General features: G+C 44.3%; 14 protein-coding genes and 1 tRNA gene. 6 read left to right on the top strand and 9 right to left on the bottom strand.

The window, feature by feature from the left end:
• Nucleotides 1-195: 195 nt before the first annotated feature.
• From ACXAGV_RS14670 to ACXAGV_RS14660, 3 genes are all read right to left on the bottom strand, one after another.
• Nucleotides 196-1,902: a sulfatase family protein gene (locus ACXAGV_RS14670; RefSeq protein ID WP_474873897.1), complete on the bottom strand. Its 1,707-nt coding sequence runs from the start codon at nt 1,900-1,902 to the stop codon at nt 196-198.
• Between the two features lie 11 nt (nt 1,903-1,913).
• Nucleotides 1,914-4,205, bottom strand: coding sequence for a beta-glucosidase (locus tag ACXAGV_RS14665; protein WP_474873896.1), 2,292 nt, complete (start codon nt 4,203-4,205; stop codon nt 1,914-1,916).
• Nucleotides 4,206-4,446: 241 nt separating this feature from the next.
• The gene (locus ACXAGV_RS14660; RefSeq protein ID WP_474873895.1) at nt 4,447-6,786 is read right to left on the bottom strand and encodes a TonB-dependent receptor; all 2,340 of its coding nucleotides are present in this window, start codon (nt 6,784-6,786) and stop codon (nt 4,447-4,449) included.
• A 591-nt stretch (nt 6,787-7,377) separates the two neighbouring features.
• Here ACXAGV_RS14660 and ACXAGV_RS14655 point away from each other — a divergent pair.
• From ACXAGV_RS14655 to ACXAGV_RS14645, 3 genes are all read left to right on the top strand, one after another.
• Nucleotides 7,378-9,039, top strand: a complete 1,662-nt coding sequence (locus tag ACXAGV_RS14655; protein WP_474873894.1) for a sulfatase family protein — start codon at nt 7,378-7,380, stop codon at nt 9,037-9,039.
• 10 nt (nt 9,040-9,049) lie between these two features.
• Complete coding sequence (locus tag ACXAGV_RS14650; protein WP_474873893.1) at nt 9,050-10,447, top strand: sugar porter family MFS transporter; 1,398 nt, start codon at nt 9,050-9,052, stop codon at nt 10,445-10,447.
• Between the two features lie 74 nt (nt 10,448-10,521).
• The gene (locus ACXAGV_RS14645; RefSeq protein ID WP_474873892.1) at nt 10,522-11,379 is read left to right on the top strand and encodes a helix-turn-helix domain-containing protein; all 858 of its coding nucleotides are present in this window, start codon (nt 10,522-10,524) and stop codon (nt 11,377-11,379) included.
• A 2-nt stretch (nt 11,380-11,381) separates the two neighbouring features.
• On the opposite strand, the gene ACXAGV_RS14640 is transcribed toward ACXAGV_RS14645, so the two are convergent.
• A tRNA-Arg gene (locus ACXAGV_RS14640) sits at nt 11,382-11,458 on the bottom strand.
• A 265-nt stretch (nt 11,459-11,723) separates the two neighbouring features.
• Between ACXAGV_RS14640 and ACXAGV_RS14635 the strand changes: the two genes are divergently transcribed.
• Both ACXAGV_RS14635 and ACXAGV_RS14630 read left to right on the top strand, forming a co-directional pair.
• Nucleotides 11,724-12,131, top strand: coding sequence for a c-type cytochrome (locus ACXAGV_RS14635; protein WP_014947775.1), 408 nt, complete (start codon nt 11,724-11,726; stop codon nt 12,129-12,131).
• Between the two features lie 103 nt (nt 12,132-12,234).
• Nucleotides 12,235-14,835 (top strand): bifunctional diguanylate cyclase/phosphodiesterase, encoded by a 2,601-nt coding sequence (locus tag ACXAGV_RS14630; protein WP_474873891.1) that lies wholly within the window; start codon nt 12,235-12,237, stop codon nt 14,833-14,835.
• Nucleotides 14,836-15,054: 219 nt separating this feature from the next.
• Here the strand turns inward: ACXAGV_RS14630 and rep are convergent, their stop codons facing one another.
• Nucleotides 15,055-17,070, bottom strand: coding sequence for a DNA helicase Rep (rep, locus tag ACXAGV_RS14625; RefSeq protein WP_474873890.1), 2,016 nt, complete (start codon nt 17,068-17,070; stop codon nt 15,055-15,057).
• A 110-nt stretch (nt 17,071-17,180) separates the two neighbouring features.
• Here rep and ubiK point away from each other — a divergent pair, with 110 nt between their 5' ends.
• On the top strand, nt 17,181-17,432 hold the full coding sequence (ubiK, locus tag ACXAGV_RS14620) for a ubiquinone biosynthesis accessory factor UbiK (RefSeq protein WP_012516595.1): 252 nt from the start codon (nt 17,181-17,183) through the stop codon (nt 17,430-17,432).
• 121 nt (nt 17,433-17,553) lie between these two features.
• Here the strand turns inward: ubiK and ACXAGV_RS14615 are convergent, their stop codons facing one another.
• The 4 genes from ACXAGV_RS14615 to ACXAGV_RS14600 form a co-directional block, all read right to left on the bottom strand.
• On the bottom strand, nt 17,554-17,859 hold the full coding sequence (locus ACXAGV_RS14615) for a helix-turn-helix domain-containing protein (RefSeq protein ID WP_474873889.1): 306 nt from the start codon (nt 17,857-17,859) through the stop codon (nt 17,554-17,556).
• A 1-nt stretch (nt 17,860) separates the two neighbouring features.
• Nucleotides 17,861-18,235 carry a type II toxin-antitoxin system RelE/ParE family toxin gene (locus tag ACXAGV_RS14610; RefSeq protein ID WP_474873888.1) on the bottom strand — a complete coding sequence of 125 codons (375 nt, stop codon included), beginning with the start codon at nt 18,233-18,235 and terminating at the stop codon, nt 17,861-17,863.
• A gap of 163 nt (nt 18,236-18,398) precedes the next feature.
• Nucleotides 18,399-19,259, bottom strand: coding sequence for a 4-hydroxybenzoate octaprenyltransferase (gene ubiA, locus ACXAGV_RS14605; RefSeq protein ID WP_474873887.1), 861 nt, complete (start codon nt 19,257-19,259; stop codon nt 18,399-18,401).
• A complete protein-coding gene (locus ACXAGV_RS14600) occupies nt 19,256-19,825 on the bottom strand; it encodes a chorismate--pyruvate lyase family protein (protein ID WP_474873886.1) in 570 nt (189 codons plus the stop codon). Before ACXAGV_RS14600 ends, ubiA begins: the two co-directional genes overlap by 4 nt.
• Nucleotides 19,826-19,953: the final 128 nt, after the last annotated feature.

Raw genomic sequence — 19,953 nt, 5'->3', positions numbered from 1 at the left:
TCTCCGACCCGCCGCTAGCTAGATGTACTTTTTATCGCAAGGAAAATGTTTTAAGGAATAAGAGGTAGCAAATAGTTAGGTATTGAAAGATTACAAAAATAGCTACAGCTGGACTAGAAGGCTGTAGCAGATTTTTTTACAGAGAGATTCCTTTGAAGGCGCTGGCGCAGCCTTGCAGAGCCAGCTTAGTGGTGGCTAGTACATTAATGTGATAACTTCACTTTCTGCCCAGCCATAGCGTACCGCTTTGATGAAAAGCTTATTGTGCGCACTATCTGGTACAAAGCTTTTCTCATAAACTTGCCATACTTTGTTGTCATAGCTATAGCCTATGGATGCACCTTCTGTTCTAGGGGCTATGAAAACTTTACCTGTGATCTCATCAATCTCGGCAACGGCAGGAAGGGTTGTTTGCTGCGCGTCATGACGATTTCCGCTATCTTGAATTAATACGTTCTCTTCAATTAAGTTGTAGTCACTACCAAGATTACGCCAGTTATCCAACTGCTCTCTGAAACGCGACAGAACATGGGCGTAATCCGGATTGCTCGCTAAGTTAACAAGCTGCTCGGCATCTTTTGATAAGTCATAAAGCTCCTCTGGCACCTTGCTGTCGAACCATTTTTTCTGCTGAGCTGTAAGCGTGTTGCTCGCTTTAGCATTGTTCAACGCTTTAACTGATGAGAGTACGTTTCTGAATTTAATTTCAGAGCCATTTGGTTGGGTAGCGTAGTTGCGTACGTACTGATATTTTTCGTCTAACACGTAGTAAGAGCGAAGGTCGACAGCGTCCATTCTGGCACGATCAGCAAAAATATAGTGCCGTTTGACCGGTGCGTCATCAGACAAATCAATTCCCTGCATATAGGGTAACCTTTCGATTCCTGCAAAACCCAACAGGGTTGGGGCAATGTCCTCAAAAGACACTAACCTGTCTATCGTTTGGCCACTTCCTGGCATCCAATCAGGTTTATATTTTTCAGGAATGTGCATAATCATTGGCACTTTGATACCTGATACTAACCCTTCGCGCTTACTGCGAGGCAACGCATCACCATGGTCGGTGGTAAATATAAAGATGGTGTTGTCCCACAGTTTATCTTTCTTCAAATTCTCGATGACAGCGCCAACTTGTTGGTCCATCACCTCGATATTCTCATAAAACCTCGCGATTTCCTGCCGCGTTTCTTTTGTATCGACTAAATAAGGAGGCACCGTAATTTTATCTAAGTCGGGTGTACTGAATTGGTAGTTTGCGCGGATCCCCTCACTGATTTGGTTCATTTGTTGTAAATGAGGCGGCGTATTTTCTGGTATAAACAGCGCTGACTCGTGTGTAATAAAAGGGTTTAAGTTTAGGAAAAACGGTTTACCCTGCAGGTCATGTGTTCTCCATGCCGAAGGCACTAACGAGTCTTCAGGGTTGCGAACATTTCCGTTAGCACTCCAAATAGTAAAAGGCCCCACGCCAACGGCACCTTTGGCAAATTGGTAGTCGGTCTTGATATCGTTGTAAGTAAAGTACCCATTTTTACGAAGAATTTCAGGATAGGCTTTGACCTGTGCAGGCGGAACACCAAAATACTCTCTGTCTGCTGTACGCATATGCTGAAGGCCTACTCTGTGTGGCGGAGCACCAGTGATAAGCCCCGCTCTAGATGGTGCGCAAACACCAGCCATGGTATACACATTGTTGAACATTACGCCTTCGTTAGCCAAGCTGTCTAAGTTTGGCGTACGCGCAACGTCGTCACCATAGGCACCAATACGCGCGCTTAAATCTTCTGCCACAACAAGAACGATATTCGGCTTTTCGCTGTCTCGTTGCTCATTAAATTCAGCGCTCATTGCCTGTGACGTATTCGCCGCTAATAATGCTATCGCTATAAGTTTTCTTAACATCGCAATCTCCTTTAAAGCGGCTGGTAAATGGGGCTTTTCAACTCAAGGGGCTGGGTTGAAAAAATGTTTTTAGATGAAGAAGCAAGATGCACGTCATACAACCCGGCCTCGGCGTACCAAGCGTTCTTTTCTGTATTAAACGACATGAGATCTTCTGCGGTTAAGGTAAAGACTACATCTTCTGACGCCTTGGGCGCTAACAGCGTTGTTTTAGCGAAATGCTTCAACTGCTTTTTAATTAAGGATTGTAGGCCTTGTGGTGCACCAATATAAAGCTGAACGATGTCTTTTGCAGGCACCTCCCCGGTATTAGTAACCGTTACCTTAACTTTCACCTCATCTGAAAAAGACGTACTGCTTAAAGACACGTTTTGATAGCTAAAGTTAGCGTATGAAAGGCCAAAGCCAAAAGGAAATGCTACCGCTTCGTTCGCCCCATCAAAGTACCTGTAGCCTACTCGTGTCCCCTCTTGATAAACAACTTTAGAAGGTTGAGAGCCGGTTATGCCATTCGGTTCTGCTTCTTTATCGGTGATAAAACCAGGAAAGCCTTTATCTGATGGATAATCTTCAAGCTTAAGTGGCCACGTTGATGCAAGCTTGCCTGACGGGCTTACTTCACCAGTAAGTATATCAGCCACTGCATTACCCGCTTCTTGTCCAGGTAGATGAGTAAGCAATATGGCATCAGCTTTTTCTTTCCAGCTCTGCGTCTCGATTACACCGCCAACATTTAAAAGAACGATAAAAGGTTTGTTTTTGGCCGAGAAAGCGCGTGATAGCTCAGTTAAAAGAGCCTGTTCATGTTCTGTAAGATAAAAGTCTTCACGCTCTCTATCTACGAACTCTCCTGAATTGCGACCTAAAGTAAAGATGGCAACATCGTGGGTTTGTGCAAGCGCTTCAGCTAGTGTTGTTGATATGTCTAATTCACCTAATGCAGGGCTTGGCATCATGTCCGCTAAAGGATGGTGAGATACAGGCAAATTGGCAGTTTCAGTTGCGATGTGTTTATCGTAACGTAATGATAAGTCCTCGCTTAAATGTATTCCTGCGTTCTTAAGCCCTTGCGCTATTGAAATACTGTAAGCTTCATGAACATCGCCACTGCCAGTGCCGCCAATTGCTGTTTGATACGAACTATTTCCAAGCAACGCAACTGAAGCACCAGCTTGTAAAGGTAGTGCCTGGTGTTCATTTTTAAGCAGTACCATCCCTTCTGTAGCGATTTCGCGAGCGAGTTTGGCATGTTCTTGAAGGGGTGGTTTGTTGGTGACCGTGCTTTTCTTAAACGAGTGGGTTTTGACAATTAGATTCAAAATATTGCTAACGTTACGATCTAAAACAGACTCTTCTAGTGCACCGTTCTCAACGGCACCTTTGATGATAGCATTTTGATGATCCATACCAGGCATCAATAAATCGTTGCCCGCCGACATTTGCTTTACGGGATTATCGCCACCAAACCAATCCGTCATCACAACGCCGTCGAACCCCCACTGGTGACGAAGGGTGTCCGTTAAAATAGCACTGCTTTCTGATGTATATTCGCCATTAACTTTATTGTACGAAGACATTAACGCCCATGGTGCGCTCTCTTTTATGGCAATTTCAAACCCTTTTAAATAAATTTCTCTAAACGTTTTTTCATCTACTTCTACATCAATTTGATCACGATTCCATTCGTGGTTGTTAGCAACAAAGTGCTTTAGCGTTGCACCTACCCCCTGGTATTGCAGGCCTTCAACATACGCAGCAGACATCATTCCACTTACAACGGGATCTTCAGAAAAATACTCAAAGTTCCGCCCTCCCATGGCATGCCGGTGTATATTCAATGCAGGCGCTAGCATCACATCAATGCCGTACGCTTTGGCCTCATTACCTACCGCTTGCCCAAATTTTTGAACAAGAGGAAGGTTCCAGCTTGAACCGATTAAAGTTGCGATAGGAAAAGCAGTGGCGTAAAAGGTTGCTTCATGGTCATCTCTAGTGGGCGAGATACGCAAACCTGCAGGTCCGTCGGCAAAAACGATGGAAGGAACACCTAGTCGCTCTATCGCATAAGTTGTTCCTGCGGCGCCAGGCACTTTATCTTTAGTTACACCGACTTGCGGCCCACCGGTTTCCATGGCCATGCCCGTTCCTCGAACAAGCATTACCTTTTCATCTAGCGTCATTGCTTTAACAATGTCTTCCACTGGCGCGTTGCCAAGTTTAAGCTCGTCTGACGTATTAGCTGAAGAAAAAGTGGGTACGGAAAGAAAAACCATCAAAACAGAGCATCTTTTTATAAACTTCATATGAATTTTTTCCATGCAGTATGCGCGCTTTTGCCCTGTTTGCCAGGCCATGTAAATCGCAACATCGTCGAAAAATTTTAAAACAAAATTAACAAATTATGCTAAAAGAATCACAAAGTGAGAAATAGTTGATAATTTGGATATATAACTATCGTTAAAAACGATAGTTACAGGATATCGAATTTTTGGGGTCTTTAATGAGTGAAAAGTGCGCTAGGCGTAGGCCTAGCGCTTTAGATTATTAGAACTCTTGAGATACTCTTATACCAATGGTACGCATTGAGTTAAGTCCCCATGTCTGTACGGTTGAGGCTAACCCGGCATTGTTTTCACCTGCGTCAAAACCGATAGAAACAGGATATTTTTCATCAGTACAGTTATTGCAGAAAACAGAGACGTTTAAGCCATCGTAGGTAGAGATACCGGCACTCAAATTTAAGGTTGTTATTGCATCAAGTTCTCTCTGAGGCGAACCAATTCCATAAGACGTTTCCGAGCGGTAGTATACGTTTGCATTCACAAAACCATACATGTTTTCGGTCAACTCTTGTTCATAGTTTGCTTGCAGCGTTGATGTAATGTCAGGTGCCATTGGTAGCGTGTAACCCGAGGCATCAAAGAACGCATCGTCAGGACCACAAACTTCAGAATCCGGCGTACACGATGCACCTTCAAAGTTATCAAACGTTGCGTCTAGTAATGACGTGTCCCATTGGAGTGTGAGGTTTTCAGTTGCCATGGCCTTTAATGAAATTTCAGCACCTCGGGACGTTACGCTTGCCGCATTTTGAATAATGAACGCTTGAGCGTCTAGATTAAACGACTGCGCTTGGTAGTTATCAAAATCAGTGTTAAACACAGACACGTTCAAGATAACATTGTTATCTAGCAGTCTGCTCTTTACACCGGCCTCGAACGTGGTCGATATTTCATCTTCAACTGCAAATGGAATATCTGGGTTACCTTGGTTATCTGTATTAAATCCAGGTGCTTTATAGCCTTGCCCAATCGATGCGTACAGCATGACCTTATTGGTGTACTCATAGTTAGCGCCCAGCTTCCAACTGACGTTGGTATTATCGACTGATTCTTGGAATCGACCACGCGGGCCACCTATCCCTACAAAGTAATTACGCTGCATTTGTAAAACGTCTGTTGAAATGTCGTCTTGCGTAACGCGAGCACCTGCGACAGCCGTTAATTTATCGGTCAAGTAAAAGTCGAACTGACCAAAAACAGCATAGCTTTCCTGTTTTAGCTCAGTATCGCTGTCGTTCCCTAAGAAAACGTCATTGCTATACGGGCATTCTGGCGGTGGTCCTGAAATCTCTGCGCCAACGCAAAATGGGAAGCCAACTGCAACAAATGGAGGAGGGCCTTCAACGTCTAAGCTGTTGGTCATATCAGAGGTAGAATTAAAGTAGAAAAGTCCAACCTGCCCTGAATAATCGTCATTTTTTGGGAATACGAGTCGCACTTCGTTTGAATATTGCTCGTAGTCGTTGGTATTTGGGTTATCAACAATGTCTCTTCTAGATGCAAAGTCATTGTGCAAATTAGTATCGCTTTCGAAGTAACGCCACGCAGCAATATTAATGAGCTCTATACCGCTATCAAACTCATACGCCAACTCAACTTGCGCTCCACCTGTCTCTACGTCGCTAAACATTGCACCATCTGAATTGTTGGTCATATTTTCAGGGCCTGGAACAATGTTGTCTGGCTCAAATAAGTCCAATAACTCACTATTTGGATCTACGGTTCGATAGGTTCGGCTGTAGCGCTCAGCCGTGCCTTCGTTTTCGTTGTAATCGGCAATCGCGTATAAAGAAAACGGGCCATCTTCATAAAGGTACTTAACTTTAATCCCCGATTTATCCTGACCTAAGTCTGTTCTTACATCGTCATTAGGAAACACGTTTTCGATAAGCGGATCTTGAGACGATTTGAGCAAATTTACACGAAGCGCTGAATTATCTGAAACAGGAACATTTACCGTCCCTCTGATAATGTGCCCTTTGGCATCTGTGGGCGTGGTATCTCTGTAGTTATATTCTAATGAGACATTACCTGAGAATTCATCAAACTCAGGCCTTCTTGTTGTAATGTTTACCAAACCTGCGGATGCGTTTTTACCAAATAACAAGCCTTGAGGGCCATTGAGTACTTCAACAGAGGCAATGTCGTTGAATGGTTGGCCAGCAAGCGCATTTCGCCCTAAGCTTACGCCGTCAATTGCCAACGCCACACTCGGGTCAATGGTTTCTGCAAACACTTGAGTGCCAATACCGCGAATGGCAAAGGTGTTGTCTTGCCCTAGTTGTAATGTAGGCGCCAGCGTTGAAAGTTGAGTGATTTCATTGATGCTTTGTTTTTGTAAATCGTCAGAAGATAATGTTTGTACACTTACCGGTACTTTCTGAATATCTTGCGAAGTACGCTGTGCTTTAACCATAATAACTTCAAAGCCTTCAGAGTCTTTGGCTTCGGTTTCAGCGTTCTGCGCAACGGCTGATTGAGCAAAAACAGCTGCTATAAGGGTTACCAGCGCTGACTGTTTAAATTTTGATGTGCTTTTCATGTGTCCCTCTTCTCAGTAGTCATTCGAGAGTGTTATTTGTGCCGCGTTATTAAAATGCGTTATGTGCTAGCTAGTTTCACAAAGCGGTCTTTGAATCTAGCCATCCAACGGTTTACAAGAATTTAACCAAATAGAAACGTTTGAACACTCCGATTTCGTGATACCCACCTATCGCAAACTATGATACTTAGCAAAACGTTTAACACCTGAGCTCTAAACGCAGCTAAACCCGTGGACTTCGTTCCTTTATTGAGCCGAGTAAACATCGAAAAAAATAACGGCAACAACGTCTATCGAGTATAGAGATATTTAGTATCTGTAATTTCGATTTTTACCTTACCGCGGCTTTTTCTAGGATCGGTGGTTACTGAAATGTTAAAAGTAATTTGTTTCATGACCAGCGACGAAATACACGCCGTAGGTTACATTCACTGCAGGTAGCTCAGCGCTTGATTGGGGCACGCATTACTTTTCCATATCTTACTTCACCTCGACATGATCACATTACATCTCGCTTGAACCATCAGACGACTGTGAAGTTTCGCAATAGTGTGAGCCGCTAGAGCGGCGCACTTTTTTGGAGAGCATAAATTGAAGCGCACATTAAAGGTTTTTATCACGGTTTGCAGTGTATTTACTCTTTTTGTCCAGGCCTCGGCAACTGAAAGCGAGCATGGCCAGAAGCGAAACATTGTATTTGTATTAGTTGATGATCTTCGATATGACGGAATGGGCTTCATTCAGCCTACGCTCCAAACCCCCAATATTGATGATTTGGCTTCAACCGGCGTGCACTTCACAAATGCATTGGTGACTTCGTCTTTGTGCTCACCTAGCCGTGCATCAATTTTGACAGGCATGTCTACTCGCAATCATAAGATCGTTGATAATAATAATTCTAGCGAAGAAGGGTTAACCTTTTTCCCTCAGTATTTACAAGATGCGGGCTACCAAACGGGCTTTTTTGGGAAATGGCATATGGGGTCTCACTCAGATATGCCCCGTAAAGGCTTCGATAAATGGGTAAGTTTCACCGGTCAGGGAACCTATTATCCGCAAGACCGGGTACCTCCACCATTACGCAATAAAGGGATTGTAAACCAGCTAAACGTGGATGGTGTTCACGTTGATCAAAAAGGCTATATCACAGACGAGTTAACCGACTATGCACTTGAGTGGCTAGATAACGATATCGACCAAACACAGCCATTTTTACTTTATCTAAGCCATAAAGCAGTGCATTCAGATGCAACGCCTGCCGCTCGCCACAAGGACCAGTACAAGGATGTCGAATTTACATTGCCTGAAAGCGCAAACGTGACAAAAGAAGATGCTAAAAACAAGCCTATGTGGGTTCACAATCAAAGAAATAGCTGGCATGGCGCCGAATTTTTCTATGCCAGTGACAGAAAAATGCGTGACTACTTAAAAAATTATTACGCAACGTTGTCAGCGGTAGACGATGGTTTAGGCGAAATTATTAGCTATCTGAAAAAGAAAAATCTCTTTGATAATACTATGGTTGTTTTCTACAGCGATAACGGCTTTATGATTGGAGAGCACGGACTAATTGATAAGCGAAATGCTTATGAAAGCTCTATTAAGGTACCGCTTGTTATAAGTGCTCCTGGTTTGCTGCCTGAAGGAGAGAGCAACCATACATTAGTGCGAAACCTTGATTTAGCCCCAACATTTCTAGACCTTGCTGGTATAGCGGCACCAAGTCACTTCGAAGGGAAAAGCTTCTTACCCGTTGCCACGGGTGCGGTAAAGGAAGAAGAGTGGAATGCCCCAGACTTTGTGTACGAGTATTACTGGGAATATTCATTTCCTATGACCCCAACCACATTTTCAATACGACGAGGCGACCTTAAATACATTCAGTACCACGGCGTTTGGGACATAGAAGAACTGTATGATTTAAGTACTGACCCCGATGAGCGGAAAAACTTAATTCGCCACCCTGATTACGCAGAAAAGCTGCTTCCTCTTCGCAAAGCGCTTTATCAATCTTTATTTCCAGCAACAGATGCGAAGCCTTCGGTTCCTTTCAACGCTCGCCTTTCAGAGGGGTTGAACTTACGTAAAAAAGAGGGTTTAGAAGCAGCTCCCTTTCCCGATTGGTGGAAAGTAGAACCTAATAGATTTGATAAATACAACGGCTTATTCCCTGATACTCCTTTGAAAATAGAAAAGGAAAGAAAAGGTGAGCTCTACTTTCCCTTCATGGAAGGTCTAAATAAAAACAACTAGGAGAAAGTTTGTGCAACAAGCAAACACTAACGAAAACCGATTCACTATTATTCTGGTCAGCTTGGTGGCGACTATTGGCGGTTTTTTATTTGGTTTCGACAGTGGCGTGATTAATGGGACCATCGACGGACTGCAATCTGCGTTTAATGCCGATGATATAGGCACAGGTTTTAACGTTGCATCAATGCTATTAGGTTGTGCTATTGGCGCTTTTTTTGCGGGGAAATTAGCAGATATTTTTGGTAGGAAAAGCCTGCTGATTGTCGCAGCAGTTTTTTTTATTATCTCAGCGTTAGGCTCGGGGCTCGCTAGTAGCTCGATTGAATTTGTTATCTACCGCGTACTTGGAGGGATAGCTGTAGGGGCAGCTTCCGTCATGTCACCGGCTTATATTGCAGAAATTGCACCAGCTAGATACAGGGGCGCTTTGGCGACTATTCAACAAGTTGCCATTATTACTGGTCTCTTCTCGGCATTTGTTAGCAACTATGCATTGGCGCTATCGGCAGGCAAATCAACTGACATATTGTGGGCAGAATTTGAAGCTTGGCGTTGGATGTTTTGGGTAGAACTTGCCCCAGCAAGTTTGTTTTTTTTCGCACTTTTCTTCATACCAGAAAGCCCAAGATATTTAGTTTTCTCTGGAAAAGAAGAAAAAGCCAAAAGCGTGTTAAGTTCACTTTTTGGAGAACAGCAGGCCAACCTTATATACAACGAGATATCTAACTCGCTGCAAGCTGATCATAAGCCTTCAATGCGAGACATTTTCGACACATCAACGAACAAAGTTAGGCCTGTTGTATGGGTAGGTATTGGTCTAGCCGTTTTACAACAGCTTGTTGGTATAAATGTGGTGTTTTATTACGGTGCCGTATTGTGGCAAGCAGTTGGGTTTACAGAGTCAGATGCATTACTAATAAATATACTCAGTGCAGGGCTGAGTATCTTTGCTTGTATTATTACCATTACCTTGATCGATAAATGGGGCCGAAAGCCCATACTCACTGTCGGCTCAGTCGGTATGGCAACAGCACTAGCGTTAATGGTTATCGCATTTCAAAGCGGACAATTTATAGAAGGACAGCTTCAGCTGCCGGGTCATATGGGAACACTCGCTCTAGTGGCGGCTAATGTTTACGTTTTCTTCTTTAATTTATCGTGGGGGCCCGTGATGTGGGTAATGTTAGGTGAAATGTTTCCTAATCAAGTAAGAGGGTCTGGTTTAGCTATAAGTGGCCTTGCACAGTGGGTCGCCAACTTCCTCATTACAATAACCTTCCCAATATTGCTTTTAGGAATTGGTTTGGTTGGTGCTTATAGTCTTTACGCGCTTGCTGCATTTTTATCTATTTTCTTTGTCGTGAAGTTCGTGAAAGAGACGAAAGGCAAATCACTTGAAGCAATGTAACAGCAACACCAAAAGTGACGCTATTGTCATCAACTCTCGTCAAGCAGGGGAATGGTTCACGACGGAGGTCAAAATTGACCGCTAAAAATCTCGAGCTCTATGTAGAGAATAGCTTTGACGAGTTCGAAGCTTTCTTTCATAGCGAAGCACTGACCGTTCGTAGCCAACAACACGGGTGGAAGATACTACCTCATCGTCACAAGGCGCTTTGCCAAATTTTTGTTATCACGACCGGCGGTTGTAGAGCTCAACTCGATGACAGAAATACGATAGTGACTGCTCCCTGCGCGCTTTTTATACCTGAAAATGTTGTTCATGGGTTTGATTGGGACGTGGGGTCGAAAGGGCATGTATTATCTGTTGTTTCACCCGTGGTAAAACAAATAGCACAGAATGTAGATTCCTTGGGTTTCATTGACGACGCATTAATAGGGAGTTTAGACGGAAAGTACATACATGATATCGTCTATTTGTGCCAAAAGCTGGAAGACGAAGCTCGGAACGTCTTCGCTTGCAGCGGGGCGATGACAATAGCGTTACTTCAACAACTTTTAATTATTCTCGGTAGGGTTGAGCCATCAACAAGTCAACCTGTGATTAAGCCGTCTAGATCTGAACATAAAGTCCGCTTTTACGAGATGCTAATTAAAAAGTATGGTTGCGAACAACACCAAGTAAAATGGTACGCGAATAAGATAGGAGTAAGTAGCGCTCATCTTAATGTAATTTGCAGGCAGTATTCTCAATCAAGCGCTTCAGAATTGATTTACAAATACTTATTAGATGAGGCGAAAAGGCTTTTGATTTTTTCGAATATCAATATCTCTGCCGTAGCAGAGCGTCTGGGTTTTCAAGACCAAGCTCATTTCACTAAATTTTTTAAGAAAGCGACTCACTATACGCCTTCTAGTTTCCGCAAAAACCACAAATAAAATGGCCCGCCCTAGAGGATTCGAACCTCTGACCTCGGCCTCCGGAGGGCCGCGCTCTATCCAGCTGAGCTAAGGGCGGTTTGTAGTACCAGTGAGATAATCACCGAGCGTTTACTGTAATGAACTACGTGGCTAAACGCATGCAGCAAACGGGGCGTAATAATACTGACGCCACGGGCTGGCTTCAACTCATTTATTAAAATCTCTTTAGTTGGCTTGGCATCAGTGTTAAAAATCCTTACTTTTTATAGGTAATTGGCTTCAAATAGTTGTTCAACCCCAATTAACCGTTATAATCTGGCCAGTTATATTTTAAACAAATTCATCATTGCCTGGAGACAGATGTGAAATTAAAGACTTGGTTAACTGTTGCTGCTACTGCGCTAACTGTTTTTGCAGCACAAGCACAAGAAATGAGTAACGATGAAATTGCCGATCGCATTAAGCCGGTAGGTCAGGTACATGTTGCAGGTGCAGCGGCAGAAGGTAGCGCTGGCGCAGCGGGCGGCGCAAAGTCTGGCGAAGACGTTTATAACTCTGCGTGTGTTGCTTGCCACTCTGCAGGTGTTCTGGGCGCTCCTAAAGTTCACGTTGCAGCAGACTGGCAGCCTCGTTTGGACGAGCGCGGTCTTGATGGTGTATGGCAAAACGCTTTGAACGGCATCAACGCTATGCCTCCTCGCGGTACCTGTGGCAACTGTTCTGATGACGAAATTAAAGCCGCTATTGAGTACATGATTGAAGGTATCTAATACCTGATAAATAGCATCAACTTGATGGAAAAAGTAGCGTTTCACCTACTATTCGGGTAGTTTAGCCTATTGGGGAAACGTTACTTTTTTACTGGCGAACGGAATGTCAAAAGATTCGACGCAATACGAGTTGACGGAAGAGGAACTGCGCGAACTTATACCGCAGCTTCAACAGCTTACCGACAAATACAAGCGCGCTGAACGTGTTCAGAAGGCGCTTTTTGATATTTCTGAACTTGCCAGTTCTGTAAGCCACCTAAATCGCCTTTACTCCGCTATTCATGAAATCATTGCCGACTTCATGAATGCAGACAATTTCTTTGTTGCCTTTTACGAACCAGAAACCCACATTGTCGACTTTGCCTATTTTGTTGATGAATTCGACGAAAAAACTGTCAGGCAATTACCCGCTGCACAGCTTATGGATGGCATGACCGGTTATATTCTAAAAACCGGCCATCACTTGTTCTACAAGCGCGATGACGAAGAACGTTTAGCTTCAGAATACGGTATTAAACTTGTGGGCTCGCCACCCGTTGAATGGCTGGGCGTACCTCTTAAGCGCGGCAGTCAAGTTATTGGAGCAATGGTAGTGCAAACTTACGATGAAGGCGTGCACTACAGCCAGGAGGATTTAGAAGTTCTCCTTTTTGTTTCCCAGCATATTGTTACAACCGTAGATAGGGTAAAAAATAGAGAGCTCACCGAGCGCACTATCCGTGAAAGAACCCGCCAGCTGCGAAAAATTAACGATGACCTACAGGAAGAAATTCTTGAGCGCCAAAAAGTAGAGTCGTTGCAACAAGCACTTTTCGAGATTTCTGAGCTTGCCGCTAATCTTGAAGGAGATATGGATGCGTTTTATTCCAGTTTGCATGTAATTTTGGCGAGGCTAATTAGTGCCCCAAACTGCTACATAGCCATTCACAATAAAGAAGAGGGCTTGTTAGAGTTCCCTTATTTTAGCGATACCAAACAAAGTGAAATTGATGCCAGGCCGCTTGGATTGGGGCTGACGGAGTTTGTATTGCGCACTGGGCAAGCAGAGCTTATCAACCCGCCAAGAGTATTGGAACTTGCAGAGTCAGGGGAAATTGACGTTTCGTTAGCGCAAACTATGTTAAATAGCGCTAACTCGTGGCTTGGGTCGCCACTTGTCGTTGAAGGCGAAATTGCCGGGGTTATTGCAGTTCAAACCTACGGTAAACTGGCAAAATACAATGCCCGCGACCAAGAGCTTCTTCGCTTTGTTTCACATCATATTGCAGTAGCCATTGAGCGAAAACGCAACACCGAGTCTATGCAGCGATATAACATTCAGCTTGAAGAGCGTGTAAAAGAGCGTACCGCAGAGCTTAATCGTGCGAACAAGTTTCTTAAACAGCAAATTGAAGAGCGTAAAGAGATTGAGCTTAAACTCATTCACGATGCTCACCACGACTCGCTAACTGATTTACCCAACCGCGCCATGTTCACTAGCCGCTTAGAGCTGGCTATTGCTAGTAAGCAGCGCTACTGCGAAAACTTGTTTGCGGTGTTATTTATTGATTTAGATCGTTTCAAAGTCATAAACGACACGCTAGGTCATCATGCCGGCGATGAATTCTTAATTGAAGTAGCTAGGCGTATTGCGCTATGTATTCGCGGTCATGACTTGTTAGCCCGTTTAGGCGGCGATGAGTTCGTGGTGCTTTTGGATAACTTTGAAGATGAAGCGGATGTTGAAGAGGTAGCAAGCCGTATCATTTCATCAATTTCAGAGCCATTTTTACTGGATGGCCGAGAAATGTACTCAGGTGCCAGCGTGGGTATTGCCCACTTAGAAACCTATTATCGCAGCGCAGATGAAGTATTGCGTGACGCTGATGCCGCCATGTACCAGGCTAAAACGCTTGGACGCGGTCGCTTTGTCATGTTTGATAAGAGCATGCGCGACAGGCTTATTGAAGAACTTGAACTAGAAAACGAGTTCAGGCGCGCGCTGCGTGAAGAAGAGTTTGATTACTTTTTACAGCCCGTTATTGATTTAAATGACAACAGCACCCTGTATAAAGAAATGTATATTCGCTGGTCTCACCCTGCCTACGGCAAAATAGCACGCGAGCAGTTCAGACAAGTTGCGGAACACAGCGGTCTTACCCTAGACCTCGATTTATTTCAGCTGACCAAAGCGTGCGAGTTGCTAAATCACTATAAAAATACCGATGAGCCTATCAACAAAATAGCAGTTAACGTATCGATTAATCATTTACTGCAGGCCTCTATGGTTAATCAAATGATAGATGTGATCGCAACATCTAACATTACGCCGAGCCAGCTAGTGTTTGAGTTTGATGAAAATGACTTAAACCGCCGTTCGCAGTTTATCCTACCGGCAATTAAAAAGCTTAAACGGGCTGGCGTAACCCTTGTGCTTGATAACTTTGGTAGCGGCTTGGCTTCGCTTAGCTATCTGTTTGCCTACCCCTTCGACTTCATCAAGATTGATCACAGATTTGTAAAATCGCTGCCGCGCTCTCAGCGGAACTTAAAGCTGATTCAGTCGGTTATGCTTATTTCTGAGCATTTGAAGTTCCAGGTAATTGCAGAAGGTGTGGATTCTCAGGCACAGCTTGATGCCCTTAGTGAAATTGAATGTTCATATTGTCAGGGCAAGATATTGAAGCACGCAAAAGTGCTTGATATGACGTCATTAGCTAGCTAAAAGTAAGCGTTTACTTACGACCGAAAGCCTTCCCAAGCAAATAAATAGTTGATGTAAGATTCCAATTACGCCATCTGTAACCGTTGTAAACTAACTACCCGCTTTCAGCTGATGCTCGCTTAACGATGTGTGCCCAAGACATCTGGCCGGGAAATTTCTCAATGTGGTTATTCCGACCAGTCTTCTTTGATAACGCTAACTTAGTTCGATACTTGCCTACTACTTTTTACCTAAGATACCTCTTAAGTTAGCAATACCCACCTGCGCTTTTTGTTGGCGCTCTTCCTTCGTTGCCTTCGGCTTTTGGTTTTCCCACTGAACGTCATCGGGCGGCAACTCGAATAAAAAGCGGCTTGGCTCAGGGTTTATCACCTCACCAAACTGTCGGCGCTCTTTGGCAAGGCTAAAAATTAGCTCGCGCTGGGCGCGGGTAATACCTACATAAGCAAGCCGGCGCTCTTCTTCTACGTTATCTTCGTCAATGCTGCTTTGGTGTGGCAATAAGCCCTCTTCCATACCCACCAAGAACACAATGGGAAACTCTAAGCCTTTCGAAGCATGCAGTGTCATTAACTGTACCTGGTCCCCTTCCCCGTCGTCTTCGCCGCGCTCCATCATGTCGCGCAGTATTAAGCGGTTCACTACCTCGGTCAACGTCATGGGCTGGTCTAGGTCGTTGCCTTCCAGCATGTCGTTCACCCAACCGAATAGGGTACTTACGTTAGCCATGGCCATTTCAGCAGCTTTGGGGCTGGCGCTGGTTTCATATAGCCACTCTTCGTAGCCCATGGTGCGGATCATGGTGCGCACCGCATCAGCGGTATTGCCACGCTCTGCATTGTCCGACAGTTCAACTACCCAGCGGGCAAAGGTGGAAACCGAGTGAAAAGCTTTGTCGGGCAGCACGCTATTTAAATTTGGGTGGGTTGCCGCTTCAAACATAGACACGCCCAAGCTATTGGCGAAGTTACCCAGCTTTTCTAGCGTAGCGCGGCCTATACCGCGCCCTGGCGTATTGATAATACGTAACAAAGCATTATCGTCGTCCTGATTCACCAAAAGCCGTAAATAGGCCATGATGTCTTTCACCTCAGCGCGGCCAAAGAACGACATACCGCCACTTATTTTGTACGGAATGCGGTTACTCATTAGCAGCTTTTCGAAAATACGACTTTGATGGTTACCGCGATACAAAATGGCGTAGTCTTTAAACTGCGTGCGGTTCATGAACTTGTGCGCCAGCAGTTCAGCCACCACTCGCTCCCCTTCATGCTCTTCGTTCTTCGCCTCTATCACTTTAAGCGGCTCGCCGTACTGCAGTTCAGAGAACAGGGTTTTATCGAACAAATGCGGGTTGTTCTGAATTAGAATATTCGCGCAATGCAGAATACGCCCTGACGAGCGGTAGTTCTGCTGCAACTTAATCACGTTCAGTCGCGGGAAATCTTCTTGAAGCAAATGTAGATTTTGCGGCTTTGCACCACGCCATGAGTAGATAGACTGGTCATCGTCACCAACCACGGTAAAGCGGGCTCGCTCGCCCACCAATAGCTTTACTAACTCGTACTGACTGGTGTTGGTATCTTGGTATTCATCCACCAGCAGGTAGCGAATTTTGCTTTGCCATTTGGCTCTTATTGTTTCGCTGCTTTTCAGAAGCAGCGTGGGCAGCAGAATAAGGTCGTCAAAATCGAGTGCGTTATAGGCTTTTAGGTTGTCTTGGTAGCGCTTGTAGGCTTCAGCAAACTCTCGTTCGCCCGTGCTGGTAGCTGATTTTAATAAAGCATCAGGCAAGATAAGGTCGTTTTTCCAATTCGATATGCAGCTTTGCAGTAGCTGAAGCTGATCTTTATCGCCATCGATGGTGTCGGACGTTAGGTCGTTAAGCAGAGCAAACGAGTCTTTATCATCGAACAGCGAGAACCCCGGCTTTAGGCCTAAGTCTTTTACATGGGCTTTAATGATAGTTAAGCCCATGGTGTGAAAGGTAGATACCTTTAACCCTCGCGCCTCTGGCTTACCTAAGGTTTGCGCCACACGCTCTTTCATTTCACGTGCTGCTTTGTTGGTGAAGGTTACCGCTGCAATATAGCGTGCTGGCATATCGCAGTTTCTAACTAAATGAGCAATTTTGTTGGTAATTACACGGGTTTTACCACTGCCCGCCCCAGCCAGCACCAAACATGGTCCAGACACATAGGTTACGGCAGATTCTTGAGCTTCATTTAGTTTCATTTAGTTCCTAAAACAACGTACGTTTGGGAGTAACACGGTTTTCATTGCATGTCGCGACGATACCGATAGAATAGCTTTCATAATTAAGCTGCGCATTATAAGGGAATTCCATGTTGGATCCGAAGAAACTCGAAGATTTAGCGAAACAAATTGCTGATGCCGTACCACCAGGCGTTAAAAACATGGCTGAAGAAGCAGAAGGCCGAGTGAAAACAGTATTGCAGTCGCAGCTGTCGAAACTTGATTTAGTGACTCGCGAAGAGTTCGATATTCAAAGCCAAGTGCTTATTCGCACTCGCGAAAAGCTAGACGCTATGGAAAGTCGCATAGCCGAGCTAGAAGCGAAACTAGCTGAAAAATAGTTGTTCACAGCTTATAGAAAACTCAAAGCGCCTTTATGGCGCTTTTTTGTTGAGCTAGATGAAATAAAACATTAAATCTTTTACCGCTCTCTTTTCAAAGGTCTTTTAAGGCTTTGGAAGGCTACATCAAGATCTCTAAACCTTTCTGCTCAACAAGGTTTAGAAGCTTTAAAGAAGTACCTCGAGGCTTTTTACTCCCCTGCTCCCACTGCTTGATTGTAGATGGCGTGATATTTAAATAGGCAGCAAAAACAGCTTGGCTTACTCTTGCTTTTTCACGTATCGCTTTTATCCGCTGTCCATCATATTGCTTGAGTTTGGGTAAACATAATGCATCAAACTTATGCATAGTCTGCTTATCCATTACTCCGGCTTCGCTCAAATCTTTTGCAGTACTATGTACTACATCTAAAATGCTTTCTTTCATGTTATCTCACCTCTTCAATACTACCTGAATCAATAGCTTTCTTGAGCTTTTCCTCGCTGTAGTTCAGTAGCTCTTTAGCTAAGAGCTTTAAAGACTTCATCTCTTTAACACTTATATTAGAGCGGGTGTTTTTGGAAAAACCGTAAATAAAAAAGGCTTTATTATCCAATTGAAAAGCTATGAGGGTTCTTAAACTTCCACTTTTGCATTGCCTCAAAAGAGGTACTCGCTTTTTATACACGTTTGCACCTAAATCGGCGTCAACTAATCCCTGTTGCATTTCTGCAATTGCTAATTTTAGCAAGCTGTCTGATAAACCTTCCTTACTAGCCCACCTCTTGAACCACTTCAATTTATATATGCGTATAGATTCCATTCGACACCTAAAGTATAACACTTAGTGGCACAATTTGCGCACAGCTTTAAAAACACTTAGTGATTAAAGCGCGTGCCTGTATAAGCTAGTGAATACTTTAGACTGGCTATAAATTAGTTATAAGGGGACATTGGTTCAGGTTGAAGTTTGCTGTTGGTAAGTTTTACCTTACCAAACAAAAATGCAGCGCCGTACCAAGCGTAATGGCTAAACCAATGTAGTGGTTTTCAATAAACGCGGTGAAACAGCCTTCGCGCTGGCGGCGCTTAATAAGCTGATATTGGCGTACGCATAGCAAAGCAGAAAACAGCACGGCTGTGTAGTAAGGCCATGTCGCATTGATTGTTAAGCCTATGCACCACAAAATGGTTAGCGCGCAAGCCTGCAACAACATCACAATTAGCACGTCGTTTTTACCGAACAATATAGCGGTAGATTTAACGCCGATTTGCAAATCGTCGTCGCGGTCTACCATGGCGTACATGGTGTCGTACGCTACTGTCCATAGTAAGTTAGCAATAAACAACCACCAAGCGTACGTTGGTACAGTTTCTAGCACGGCCATAAAAGCCATAGGTATGGCCCAGCCAAATGCCGCGCCTAATACCACCTGCGGCAAGTGGGTATAACGCTTCATGAAGGGATAGCTTGCAGCAAGCAAAAGCGCTACAACAGATAACGCGATAGTTTGCCAGTTAAGAAACAGCACCAAAATAAACGCGATGGCGATAAGTACGCCAAATAACTGCAGTGCTTGTTTAGGCTTAACTTCGCCCGTTGCCAACGGGCGCTGTGTTGTGCGCTTTACGCGTCCGTCCACTTTTCTGTCAGCATAGTCATTGATAACGCAGCCTGCTGAACGCATTACGACCACGCCAGCCACAAAGATAAGCGTAATGCCTAAAGGCGGTAAACCTTCAGCCGCCATCAACAGCGCCCACAATGTAGGCCACAGCAGTAAATAAATCCCTACGGGTTTATCAAGGCGCATAAGTCGCGCATACGCATTCCAATTATGCTTCATAACTGTTGCTCGCTTTCCTTTTCGCTTATGGCTGACTGACTGTAAGCCGGAGAATGTGGAAGAAAAACTTCAGACACTATCATGCTGTAGTTGTCTAACGTAAACAACGAGCGTCTTCCCCACAAAACTTGGTTACTGTTAATACCAAATTGAGAAGCTTGGGCAGTACACAATTGGAATTGTGAACGGGTGAACCGCGTGTCGTTAAATAAGCGTTTTCCCAGAGGCTCGCGACCTAAATCAGAAAGCTCACGGTCTACAAACGCTTGGGGAATAATAGAGCGCGCGAATACCCATGGTTGGTGATCGCCACATAATAGAATTTCACGGGCTTGATAGCTGGTATTACCGTTACTGCGTAGCAGCGACAATTCGTTATCGTGAGGTATTTGCGTGTGTTGACCGATAAGCTCTAGCGAGAAATGGTCGCATAATGATTGCACCCGCTCGGTTAATGACCCGGTATCTAACAGCCAGTTTTTTAGCTGCGCATTTGGAATTGTGATGCCAGAAGGTGCTTGCCAGTCAACCGCCAAACCCACTGGAAAAGTGGCATTAAAACTCACACGAAAAGCCCGAATAATGAATCTGTTGGTATGATAACACGTCATGTCCAAATATTTTCACTTGGTTAAACTTTTGCAGTAGTGTGTTTGATCAGAGATTTGCTACACTACCAAGTGAATTTATTATT

This window comes from Alteromonas sp. ABH4_453 (genome assembly GCF_056160665.1).
The sequence above is the reverse complement of the archived record's forward strand: the minus strand, read 5'-3'. Positions and strand labels throughout refer to the sequence as shown.

Coding starts and splice junctions, on each gene's coding strand:
- ACXAGV_RS14670 (WP_474873897.1), bottom strand. CDS start 1,902: ATGTTAAGAAAACTTATAGCGATAGCATTATTAGCGGCGAATACGTCA.
- ACXAGV_RS14665 (WP_474873896.1), bottom strand. CDS start 4,205: ATGAAGTTTATAAAAAGATGCTCTGTTTTGATGGTTTTTCTTTCCGTA.
- ACXAGV_RS14660 (WP_474873895.1), bottom strand. CDS start 6,786: ATGAAAAGCACATCAAAATTTAAACAGTCAGCGCTGGTAACCCTTATA.
- ACXAGV_RS14630 (WP_474873891.1), top strand. CDS start 12,235: ATGTCAAAAGATTCGACGCAATACGAGTTGACGGAAGAGGAACTGCGC.
- rep (WP_474873890.1), bottom strand. CDS start 17,070: ATGAAACTAAATGAAGCTCAAGAATCTGCCGTAACCTATGTGTCTGGA.
- ubiK (WP_012516595.1), top strand. CDS start 17,181: ATGTTGGATCCGAAGAAACTCGAAGATTTAGCGAAACAAATTGCTGAT.
- ACXAGV_RS14615 (WP_474873889.1), bottom strand. CDS start 17,859: ATGAAAGAAAGCATTTTAGATGTAGTACATAGTACTGCAAAAGATTTG.
- ACXAGV_RS14610 (WP_474873888.1), bottom strand. CDS start 18,235: ATGGAATCTATACGCATATATAAATTGAAGTGGTTCAAGAGGTGGGCT.
- ubiA (WP_474873887.1), bottom strand. CDS start 19,259: ATGAAGCATAATTGGAATGCGTATGCGCGACTTATGCGCCTTGATAAA.